We start from the raw sequence: 10,889 nt of genomic DNA on the forward strand, positions 1-10,889 counted from the left end.
GGTGGGGTTGTGGGCCTTCTGCGACTTCCGGGGCTGGTGACGTCCGCGTCGGGCGGCAGGCGAACGGCGTCGAGCAGGGCGGCCCAGGTGGTGCGGCCGGTCTCCAACGCTGCGATGATCGCGTACGGCTGCCGGCGCAGCGTCTCGACGTCGATGCGGCCGTGGTTGAGCGCACCAGCGCTCCGGAGCGAGGAACAAGCCGACCTGGGTCTTGACCGGCCCGTCGGTGCACAGCAGTGCGTCGGTCAGCTCGAACAAGGCGTCCTCGCGCCGGGTCATGCATCGGTAGAGCTGCTCACGGAACTCCGCCAACACATCGATCGCTTCTGCTCGTCAGCCATGACCGCCACAGCGATCATCGATAGGTGCGGACACGGCTCCGCGGGTCTCAGCATGCCGAAGCGTCAAATACCCCAGGCATCGCATGACGCTCAGTTACAGCAGGCGGCTCGGAGACGGGACCCGACGAGTACGGATCTGCCGAGATGAGTGACTTGGCACTAACGCAAACGCTTCAAGACGCCATCAAGTCGTTCGGTCATTTGGAGTATGCCCTTTGGTGCGGGAATTCCTCAGCTTCCCACTACTCATGACACCGGTATCGCCATCAGCAGTGGGATCATTAGATCGATTACACCTCTCCAAGGGCATTGACCGCTACGGCTACCCTAAGATGATTGCCAATGAATAGAAGGTGGTCATATGTCGAGTCGGCGGCGTCTATCCTACAGTCCGACGGTTGTTGTCGTTGTGCTGATTTGCATCGCCATGCTGGTTGGTTCCGTTCTTGGCTTACCGCATTTCTTGCTATGGCTGGAGCCTCATGGGGAGGATTGGGCGACGCCTTCTTCCATCGAGCAATCCTATGACGCGGTCGGCGCAATATTCGCCGGACTTGCTTTTCTCGGTGTTGTACTTGCACTTGTATTCCAACTTCGGCAGGCCGCAGTGCAGCAAGTGGTGTCGCTGCGGCAGCAACACGTAGAAATTCTTAAGACCGTGATCGCAAACCCTGATTACGAACGAGCAATGCGAGGTCCCGGCTACGATTTTCCGATCTACGCCTACATCAATCTCCACCTGCAGAATACTTTCCTATTCTGGCGAGTCGGCGAGATCGGCGATGAAGTTGCTCATTGGGACCTAGCCGATCTATTCTCGAGTGTCATCGCAAGAGATTGGTGGATGGGAACGGCGCGAATCGCCTGGGTGACAGGTCGGACATCGCGATCCGAGCGCCTATTCGTTCAACTTGTGGATAAAGCATGTCAGGCAGCAGGAGAGCGACCTGCACCGGATCCCGCGCCCCAAGAAGCTGATGATGATGTAGGCCAGGACTCGGTTTCGGTGCGGCCCTTGCGACTAACGAATCCAACTGCAGTTTTCCTGGCGCTTGGCGCAATAGGCGTGGCTGTCGGGGCCGTTGCTAGTTGGCATCTGGCTCGACCCAATAAGGCCGACTAGCAAACACTCCAGCGCACTTTCTGCCGCGAGTCGCTCGCCACGGAGCGTCACAGGCGCTGTCGTCGGCCAAGCGCAAGCTCGTGCCGACGACCGGGCACCCGATCTTGGCGCTGCTCCTACTCGTAAACCAGCGCCGCTCGGAAGATGGCGGCCACCGTCGACCAATCTGGGCTATCGGGAACCGGCTCCTTCAGAACGTTTGAGAAGAAGCCGTCCATGGACTTCGTCCAGCGACCTGCGGCGTCGATGAAGGCGTCCGTGGAGGGATTCTCGGTCGGCAGATTGTCTTCACGAAGCCGGGCTGCCAAGCTCATCAAGTAGCGAGCGAGATCCTCGCGACTCTCTACGGCGGCAATCTCAGGATCCTGCCAGTTCACGACGCGCACCTTACTTGAGTACGTTCTGGCCAGCGTCCGGATCTGCTTGGTATGCAGGTAATCCTTGGTGATCCACGGCATGTTTGTGCTGGTGGATCGGGTAGTGAGGGGTGCCTGGATGTCGTCGTGGAGTTGTCTGCGGCTGGTGCGGTCTTGGGACGCGGCTGGTGGTCTGGTCGTGCGGTTCGGGGTGGCGCTGCTGGATGCGTATCTGGAGTTTCTGGCGGTGCGGTCGCGGCCGAACACGGTGGTCGCGGTCGCGTATGACCTGAAGGTGTTCTTCACCGTGGTCGGTAAGGCCCCGGGCCGGATAGTGGCGGCGGACGTGCTGGCGTTCGTGACCGCGCAGTACGCCGGTGGCCCGGCGCAACGGCTGCAGGCCGTCGGCGACGGCGGTGGCGTGTCGGCGCGAACGGTCCGGCGGCGGCTGTCGAGCGTGTCCGGGCTGTTCGCGTTCCTGCAGGCCCGCGGTGATGTCGAGGCGAACCCGGTCCCGCGGGGCCTGCCGACCCGCCGGCAACGGCAACGGCCCCGGCAAGGCGTCCCGCTGGTACGCACCCCGCGCACGCTGCCGCGGATCCTGCAGCCGGCCCAGGTGGATGCCCTGCTGGCGGCGTTACGCACGCACCGGGATCGGGCCATGTGCGAGGCGATGGTGCTCGGCGGGCTACGCCGCTGCGAGGTCCTCGGGCTGCGGCTGGAGGATCTGCAGGTCGCCGCCCGGCGGGTGTTCATCGCCGAGGGCAAGGGCGGCCATCAACGACAGATCCCTGTCTCCGGCCGGTTCTTCGCCTCCGTGGCCGCATATCTGGACGCCGAACGCCCGGCCGGGACCGTCACCGACCGGCTGTTCCTGGTCCTCAAGGGCCCGGGCCGGGGCCGGCCGCTGTCGGCGGCCGGGCTGGATCAGATCCTGGAGTCGGCCCGGCAGCGGGCCGGGCTGGGCAAGGTCACCTGCCACCAGCTGCGGCACACCTGCCTGACCCGGCTGCGGGAAGCCGGCATGGCCCTGGAAGCAGTCCAGGCCCAAGCCGGGCACGCCTCCATCGAGTCCACCCGCATCTACCTGCACCTGGCCGACGACTGGCTGGCCTCGCAATACCGGCGGGCTGCCGAAGCGATCGACGCGCAGCTGTTCTCCGGCAAACCGGTTCCCCACAACGGTTTCAGCGTGATCGAGGGTGGACGGTGACAGCGTCACGGCGGCTGCCCGGCTGGGACCAGCTCGCCCTCGCGATCCCCGACATGGTGGCGCCGATGCGCCGTTACCTCGACCAGCTGTCCTGCATCCTGCGCCCGGGCAGCGTCTCCGGCGCCGACCTGGCCCTGCGCTCGCTGGCCGCCTTCCTCGTCGAGCAGGCACCCGAGGTCCGGTTCATCACCGACATCCGCCGCCGGCACATCGAGGACTTCCGGACCTGGCTGACCGTCCGGCCCGGCTACCGCACCGGCCGGCTCACCCCGGCCACCCTCGCCCACCGCCTCGGCACCCTGCGCATGTTCTTCGTCCGCATCAGCGACTGGGACTGGCCCGAAGCCCCCGCCCGGATCCCGATCATCCCCGCCGACCTGCCGAAGCAGGACCATCCCCTGCCGAAAGCCCTCGACGACCCGTCCGCCGCGAAACTGCTGCGCGCCGCGCAAGCCGATCCCCGCATGCTCACCCGGGTCGTGGTGGAAGTGCTGCTGCGCACCGGACTGCGCGTCGGTGAGTTCACCGCCCTGCGCGCTGACGCGATCGTGCTCATCGGCGCCGCGCACTGGCTGCACGTCCCCGTCGGCAAACTCCACGAAGACCGCTACCTGCCCCTGCACCCGCACCTGGTCACCCTGATCGGCGACTACCGCACCGCCCACGTCGCCACCGGCAACCCACTGCTGCTACCGAGGGAGAACGGCAGCCCTCTCGACCGGCACACCGTCACCCGGCTGATCAACAGAGCCGGCACCGCCGCGGGCCTGGCCCACATCCACCCGCACCAACTCCGCCACACCCTGGCCACCCAGGCCATCAACCGCGGCATGACCCTCGAAGCCATCGCCGCCCTACTCGGCCACCGCAGCCTCGACATGACCCTGCGCTACGCCAAAATCGCCAACCGCACCGTCGCCGACGAATACTTCGCCGTCACCGAGAAAGTCGAATCCCTCTACCAGCAAGGAAAACCACTACCCGCCGACACCATCGGACCCCGCATGGCCCGACTCCGCCGCGAACACCACCGGCTCCTCGGCAACGGCTACTGCACCCGCCCACCCGAACTCGACTGCGCCTTCGAAGCGATCTGCGAGACCTGCACCTTCTTCCAGACCAGCATCGAGTTCCGGCCCACCCTGCAAGCCCAGCACGACCACGCCGCACAGCACGACCAACCCCACCGAGCCGACCTGTTCACCCGACTCCTGACTCGCCTCGACGATCAGGCGTCCTGACTCCGCCCACTACAGGAAAGGCCCATCACCCCATGTCCGGGATCAACCTCGCCCTCGCCGACGCCGACGAGCTCACCGAACTCCTCCAGTTCATCGACGCCTGGCTCACCACCGACCAGGAACACCTCAACCCGTCCCTGCAACGCTTCGCCGGTCACCCCGCCTACGACACCGACCGGCTCAAAGCCACCCTCGCCCGGTTCGTCTTCCTCCTCGGCGGCGACACCGACGGCGACCTCTTCGAACCCCCAGCAACCACTGCATAACCCTCGCCACAAGATCGACTTGACAAGGATTACCTGCATAATGCCGCGATCCGAGCGTTACGTAGAGTCATGGTGAAGGGCGTGTCGGCGCGAGCGGACATGCGAGCCCGACACGCACCTGCGCGAGCATGGCATCACCGGCGGACCCGGCTGGATGATCGACATGCTCGGCTTCACCCGCTTGCGCTTGCAAGACCAGCGCTACCGCATGCCCGGCACCTGCCACGATATCTGAGCTCAGCCGAGTTTCGGGATCACCGCGTCACCGAACATGCGCTGCAGACCCCAGGCAGCGAGGCCAAACAGCATTCCGCTCAGCAGGGCGATGCCGAACCCGGCGAACCCGTTGCGTTTCTTCTCGCTGGGAAGTGCCTGCGGCGACCATGGATGTTCCCGGGCCAGCCACCAGAACAGCCCCAGGGTGAGCGGGGTGCTCAGCACCACAAAGAACCAGAACCACCGGGTGCCGGTGACCGGGGCGGGCCCCGCGATGAGCGTCCCGAGGATGAGCAGGAAGCCGGCGATGCCGACGCCGGCCAGGATCGTTCCGGTCGGTGGCTCGGCGGGCGATCCCCGGTCCTGGCTGGCCTGCACCGTGGCGCCGAGCGCCTGTGCCTCCGGCCCGGAATACTGCATGCCGTCCTCCGAGGCGGGGTATGGCTGGCTGATCGCGCCGTCGTCCACGACGGTGTAGTAGGCCCTGCCGTCGTCGGTGTGCCACAGGAAGACCGGCCCGGCGGTGCCGAACGTCGCCAAGCGTTCCCCGATGGGGTTGACCAGGCTGGTGTCGTGCTCCCAGTTGTCGCCCCACTCGTACGACGTCACGTGGCCGCCTGCCAGGTCGGCTCGGGCCTGCGCAGCGCTCGCCTCCCGAGGCGCCGCCCACCAGGCGAGGCAGGCCCACGCGACCCAGCCGGCTACAAGCACGATCCGCAGCATCCGCCACCACGAGATCGTGGGCCGTCCGCCCACCTCCTGCACCACCGCTTCGCCTGTCACGGAGCTCATGATTCCAGGCAGGTGCTACGGCCGGCGAACGGTGAGCCGGCTGACGGTCCGTCCGGCTCGGGCGAGACAGCCGGACGACGACGAAGTCAGCTCACCGACGGTGAGCGCTCGGCTCATAGGGTTCGGCGCGGTGCCGGCCAGGAAGGTCTTCATTCAGCCGGCCAGCTGGACTGGGCTACACGATGGTGGGGGCGGCCACTGTGCCGTCGTCAGGCAACCGCGAACCGGACGGCACGACACCTAACGGATGGACGGTCAGGTGCACTCATCTCTGTCGCGAAAAGGCGCGCGTTCATGGTGGTGCGTGACTGAACGCAGCAGGAGAATCTGCCTGACAACGGCGTAAGTATCGGCGGGTCAGTGACATGGTCAGAGGAAGCGTCTGGTTACGCGAAACACGCCTGGAACGGTCAGGCGGCTCCGGCCGGTGCCTCCGCGGTGACGCGGATCCGGTCCAGCGTCTCGGTCATCGTGCGGCGGTTGTGGGCGTCGCGGTCAGTGATTCCTAATGTCGCGATCCCGAAGATCTTGAGCGCCAGCCCCCTGCGGTCGGTGTATGTCTCGGTCACCTCGCAGCCGTCGTTCACCGGGCGGAACGTGTACGTCCAGCGGGCCACGTTGAGGAAGCCCGCGCCGACCACGTCGAAGCTGAACTCGCGGCCCCGATCGGCGGCCACGACTGTGCACTCGGTGCGCCATCGCCGGCCCCGGTAGGCGTTGATGCCGGTGAAACGGGCCCCCTCACGGGGGCCGGGCGGTTCGGTGACCCAGCGGCAGCGGGTGGTCTCGGGGCTCCACTGACCCATGCGGGTGACGTCGGCGACGAGGTCCCATACGGCGTCGGGCGCGGCGCCGATGCGGGTGGTAACGGTGACGGGCATTCCGCCATCGTGCCTCAAATGGGCCTTCACGGTGTACCCGCGTGCGGGCAATCACGGCTCACTGGGCGGCCGGCGTTGTACTCCTCTGCCGCGATCCGCCCGCCCCTGCCGTGCGCGCCTTGGCCTCGCCTTGGCCGACCGGTATGCGGATGCGCGTCCAGGGGCTGGTCGCCGCTCAAGGGCACTACTGCGTTATCCGGGCCGATCAGAGTCCTCTTCGAAGAACTGGAGCAGGAAGCCGATTATCTTGCGACGTTCGGGATCTTTGACCGCGCACGGCGCGTCGGCTGTCTCGTACGCCATGCGTAGCCGATTTCTGAGCGGCATCCATGTTTCGGCGGACACGATCTCCACCTCGGTGATGAGATAGGCCGCTTCGCGTGCGGATTCCCATGCGTCCTCGATGACCAGGTCGACCAACAGCGGCAGGATGGAGGTGCAGTCGAAGGGCCTGAGGGCGTACAGGAGAGTTCCGCGTGCGCCGCGGGTGCGCTCCTGCCGCAGCAGGTCGACGACGACTTCGAACGCCTCCGGGACACGCATGGCCGACAGCGCGTACGCGACGCTGTTGCGAACACTGGCGTCGGAGGTGGCGCCCAAGACCTCCAGCATGGCCGGGACCGCCCCGTACGCACGGCGATCGCCGAGCTCGAGAGCCGCGTCGCGGGCCCTGCCCGAATCTGTGCCGGCGAGTTGCGCCAGCAGGTCTCCCACCTCCGGATGTTCCGGACCGGCCACCTCGTCACCGACCACTCGACGCCAGCTGCGGCAACGGACTCACCTGGTGAGCCTGACGGATCCTCCCCGAGCCCGCACTGATTTAGCCGCGATCCGAAGCCACGTTGGCTGTCACGTGGGGTGAACCTCGGGTGTCACCTGTGCGGGCGTTGGTCTACGCTGTGGCTCACTTCATGAGGTAGATGGGCAGGTCATCGATGGTTCGGACCGATCTCGTCGTGCCGGCTCGACTGGTCCAAGGATTGCGGATTCCGTCACTTTCGGTCACCACCGGCGGGGCGGAGGTGCACTGGGTTGAGGTCCCGACGAGTCGCTGGCGGTTCATGCGGCGGCCGGCGCAGCGGCTCCCGCTGGATCCGCGTAGCGCACGCCTGGCCCGGCGTTACCTCCGGGTCGAGCCTTGGGCCTCGTTGGCGCGGCTCGTGATGCTCCTCGGCTGGGTGACCGTGGAGGTAGTCAGCCCGTCGGCGCTTACCCTGCCGATCGGGATCATCTTCTGGCTTACTCTCATCGTGGGGTCGATCCCACAGTTCAGTGGCGTATTGCCGCGACAGTCGCCGTACCGAACCGCGGCTGGTGACCTGCGCGTACCGCAAGTTCCCATCGAGGTCGCCAAGCAGTGGGTCGAACTGAACCCTGGAGTGGTTCCGACCATTGAGCCGGTTCCGCGACCCCGGTCTCGGCGCTGGTACGCCACCTGGTCGACCGTTCTGCTCGTCTCGGCGATCGTGCTGTTCACGGTGTTGGCGAACGACGGGCGGGAAGACTCCGCCCTGATCTGGGTCGTGGTGCTGTCGTTGTTCTTCATCGGCGTCGCCACGGCGCTGAAGACGCTGCCGCCTGGCTACATCCGCTTCGAACCCGGCGATTCCTGAGCCCGAACCCACACGGTAGCGACCTGCCGAACCGCTTCGTCAGCGAGTTCACGGTCGGGCAGTGCTGGTGAGGTCGCCGGCTCGATCGGGGTTACCGGATCTGCCGCGATTCGGGCAGTGCCGGTGCGGCGCTGGTCCCGTCGTCAACGAGTGGATCTGGTGATACCGCAACCGCACGCTCGCTCCTCGGCTAGCGTCGTCCGATGAGCGACGAACCAGTGCCGGCGGCCCCTCGGCCGCATCCCTCCTACCGGTGCTCCGAGTGCGCGTCACCACTCTCGCTTTGGGCTGCGAATACTGCGGGGCTTGATGGAAACGGGCAGCCTCAGCCGGTCCGGCAGTACCGCCGCTGCGTTGAGTGCCGGAACCTCTTTGTCCGCATCGGGGAGGAAACCGAATGGAACGTCGTCTCGGAAACCGAGGTAACTGATCGCATTCGGTTCATGGTCTCGAGGCTGTAGGGAACGCGCCGATCTGCCGCCGTCCGTGCGCGCCGAACGCCGGTCGCGCACCGAGCTGGAAGTCACCGCCGCACATTCCGCTGTCCGGGTGGGCCTCACATGTAGCTCTATCATCAGCGGATGATCAAGAGGTTGACCGTGGTAGCCGAGCGCGAGGCGCTGGGTCTTGCCGGTCCCGGCGCGCACGTCGCGGCGGCCGGTCCGGTGACCTACGTGCACGGCCCCGATGCCCGGGTGTTGATCATCCAGGCCGGTGACCGGCCGGGTGGTAGCACGGTCGACAGCCGAGAAGGCATCGAACTGCGGGCGCCGTTCCCCGTGGAGATGTCTGGGTGGCTCGACGCCCACGACCTGCCGCTACTGGGATTCGTTCGGCTGCACGACGGCTGCCTGGCGATCGGCACGCTGCGCGAGACCCGTCGGGTCAGCGCCGGCACCGTCCGGTGGGGAAGTCCGGGGACAATCGGGTCGGTCGCCGCGGGATCGGCCGGGTCACTGCGCCAGGTCGATCTAGCCATTGATGAGTACCTCCCGGTCGATGTGCTGGACCTGGTCCGGCCGACGCCGGTGCAGGACATGCCCGGGATCGACTGGCTGGCGGAGGCCACGCACGACCGGGTCGCCGCATTGCGTGGCTTCCTCACCGGCTGGTACGCCGACGTGGAGCCCATACCGGCATCGAGCCAGCCCACGTCGATGCGGCTGCCCGAACCGCTGGCCGACTTCTACCGTCTGGCCGCCGAGAAACCGATCATCTACGGCGTGCACAACCGCGTCGTCAAGCCCGGCGAACTGCGCTTATCCGACGGACTGGTCGCCATCGCGCACGAGAACCAGGGCGTGTGGACGAAGTTGATCGATCCCAGCCAGGACGACCCGGTGATGGAGAACCACGGTGACCTCGGCTGGTTCGACCCCGTCACGGGAGTTTCCGTCGCACCGGCCGACACTATCGAGCGACTGAGTGACTTCCTGCTGCAGTTCGCACTGGTCGAGGCGGTGATGTCGGCACCGTTCGCCGGACACGCCACGATCAGTGTCACCGACCTCGAGCGTGTTGCCGAGCGGATGCGAATGTTGCCATTGCCGCCCGCGAACTTTCCGGAGAACCCGACCCGCATCTACGTGGCGCCGGGCCTGGTCGCGATCGCCTTCCCGTTTGAGGGCTTGCAGCTCTCTGTCGCGAGTCGGCAGCGTTGCGCCCTGCGGGAGTGGCGGAACCCAGGGTTCGAATGGGACGCCTTCAACGGGTGAGCCAGCGCACACAACGGTAGATAACCCATCATTGAGGGCATGTTCTTGTGCTGAAGAGAGCGCGTTCGATCCGAGGCCAGCCCTCGAGAATTAACTCAGGATGAGTGAGTTGGGCGTCTGTATGGTGATCGACATGCTCGAGGGTCTCGACGAACTGGCCGCCGGCGACCGCCGCCGAGGGTGGGAGTTCCTTCGTACGCTGACCGCGGCGTTTGGCCGTCCAGTCGTCGAGAGCGATGGTGTCGACCCGGCCTTGGTGCAGGTGGGCGAGGACCGGATCGGTTTCGCGTTGCCGGCCGCACTGCGTGAGGCTTATCTGCTGTTCGGTCGCCGACGGGACCTGACCGCTGCTCAGGACAGCTTGGTATCGCCGCAGAGTCTTGACGTTGACCCTGATGGTGTCCTGGTGTTTCGGGTGGAGGCGCAGGGCTGCGCATCGTGGGGTGTTCCTGCCCGGGCGATCGGTCAGGAGGATCCGCCGGTCGTGGTGAACGTTGGAGACGGCTGGGAACCGTACTCGGATCGGCTCTCGGTAGCGCTTGTCGAGATGGTGATGTCGGAGGCGATGTTCTCTGCCGACGAGCGCAACGTCGACAATCGGGAGCTAGACGACACTACGAATGCGCTGGTGAGCGCCGTGTTCGAGCCGCTCCCGCTGCCGGTCCTCCCATTCTGGGCAGGGATGGATGGGCCGGGAGTCCGCTGGTTCGCCGGTCATGATGTGCTGCTGCGAAATGACGGCGAGACATGGCTGTGGGTCCATGGCCGGACCCCGGACGCGGTGCAAGCTGTGCGGGAACGGCTGTCCGGCGAGTGGCTGACGGACTCGAATGATGAGGGGGAAGAGGAACTCGAAGACTGAGTTCCGTGCCGGGAGTGTGGGGCCGGTCAATGGGCGCATGCTGGCTGGCGAGCGTGGGCAGTAAACGTCCTCAACTGCCGCTGACCGAACGCGGCTTGGTCGCAACTTGAAGATCGCCAGATTCGAGTTTTGTCGTCGAAGGTGCTCTTGGGGCCGGGATGATCGGGTCATGTTGGGGTTAGTCGGACACGGCCGCCGCGCTGCGGGAGACGGTTGTTCCGCCCCGGGTTTGATGGAGACATCGAAACCTGGGAGAAGATTCAGCTATGC

The 10,889-nt window shown here is 66.1% G+C and carries 11 protein-coding genes; 7 read left to right on the forward strand and 4 right to left on the reverse strand.

Annotation, left to right across the window (positions count from 1 at the left end; all coding sequences use genetic code 11):
* The first annotated feature begins 702 nt into the window (after positions 1–702).
* Positions 703–1,464: a DUF6082 family protein gene (locus IEZ13_RS30360; RefSeq protein ID WP_183224731.1), complete on the forward strand. Its 762-nt coding sequence runs from the start codon at positions 703–705 to the stop codon at positions 1,462–1,464.
* 116 nt (positions 1,465–1,580) lie between these two features.
* On the opposite strand, the gene IEZ13_RS30365 is transcribed toward IEZ13_RS30360, so the two are convergent.
* Entirely contained in the window at positions 1,581–1,922 is a 342-nt protein-coding gene (locus IEZ13_RS30365) for a DUF7660 family protein (RefSeq protein WP_203833951.1), read from the reverse strand.
* Between the two features lie 37 nt (positions 1,923–1,959).
* Here IEZ13_RS30365 and IEZ13_RS30370 point away from each other — a divergent pair, with 37 nt between their 5' ends.
* Genes IEZ13_RS30370 through IEZ13_RS30380 form a run of 3 tightly spaced genes read left to right on the forward strand, consistent with a single transcriptional unit; the run spans position 1,960 to position 4,540 of the window.
* Entirely contained in the window at positions 1,960–3,033 is a 1,074-nt protein-coding gene (locus tag IEZ13_RS30370) for a tyrosine-type recombinase/integrase (protein WP_183224732.1), read from the forward strand.
* The gene (locus tag IEZ13_RS30375; protein ID WP_183224733.1) at positions 3,030–4,274 is read left to right on the forward strand and encodes a tyrosine-type recombinase/integrase; all 1,245 of its coding nucleotides are present in this window, start codon (positions 3,030–3,032) and stop codon (positions 4,272–4,274) included. Before IEZ13_RS30370 ends, IEZ13_RS30375 begins: the two co-directional genes overlap by 4 nt.
* Positions 4,275–4,306: 32 nt before the next feature.
* A complete protein-coding gene (locus IEZ13_RS30380; RefSeq protein WP_183224734.1) occupies positions 4,307–4,540 on the forward strand; it encodes a hypothetical protein in 234 nt (77 codons plus the stop codon).
* A 237-nt stretch (positions 4,541–4,777) separates the two neighbouring features.
* Here IEZ13_RS30380 and IEZ13_RS30385 read toward each other — a convergent pair whose 3' ends face one another.
* The 3 genes from IEZ13_RS30385 to IEZ13_RS30395 form a co-directional block, all read right to left on the reverse strand.
* The gene (locus IEZ13_RS30385) at positions 4,778–5,539 is read right to left on the reverse strand and encodes a hypothetical protein (protein ID WP_183224735.1); all 762 of its coding nucleotides are present in this window, start codon (positions 5,537–5,539) and stop codon (positions 4,778–4,780) included.
* 419 nt (positions 5,540–5,958) lie between these two features.
* Complete coding sequence (locus tag IEZ13_RS30390) at positions 5,959–6,429, reverse strand: SRPBCC family protein (protein WP_183224736.1); 471 nt, start codon at positions 6,427–6,429, stop codon at positions 5,959–5,961.
* Positions 6,430–6,621: 192 nt separating this feature from the next.
* On the reverse strand, positions 6,622–7,182 hold the full coding sequence (locus tag IEZ13_RS30395) for a HEAT repeat domain-containing protein (RefSeq protein ID WP_183224737.1): 561 nt from the start codon (positions 7,180–7,182) through the stop codon (positions 6,622–6,624).
* A 182-nt stretch (positions 7,183–7,364) separates the two neighbouring features.
* Between IEZ13_RS30395 and IEZ13_RS30400 the strand changes: the two genes are divergently transcribed.
* The 3 genes from IEZ13_RS30400 to IEZ13_RS30410 all read left to right on the forward strand — a co-directional run bounded on the left by IEZ13_RS30400 (position 7,365) and on the right by IEZ13_RS30410 (position 10,619).
* Positions 7,365–8,042, forward strand: a complete 678-nt coding sequence (locus IEZ13_RS30400) for a hypothetical protein (protein WP_183224738.1) — start codon at positions 7,365–7,367, stop codon at positions 8,040–8,042.
* A 581-nt stretch (positions 8,043–8,623) separates the two neighbouring features.
* The gene (locus IEZ13_RS30405; protein ID WP_183224739.1) at positions 8,624–9,757 is read left to right on the forward strand and encodes a hypothetical protein; all 1,134 of its coding nucleotides are present in this window, start codon (positions 8,624–8,626) and stop codon (positions 9,755–9,757) included.
* A gap of 100 nt (positions 9,758–9,857) precedes the next feature.
* Entirely contained in the window at positions 9,858–10,619 is a 762-nt protein-coding gene (locus tag IEZ13_RS30410) for a hypothetical protein (protein ID WP_183224740.1), read from the forward strand.
* Positions 10,620–10,889: the final 270 nt, after the last annotated feature.

Source organism: Actinoplanes campanulatus, from assembly GCF_014647795.1.
GTDB lineage: Bacteria > Actinomycetota > Actinomycetes > Mycobacteriales > Micromonosporaceae > Actinoplanes > Actinoplanes campanulatus.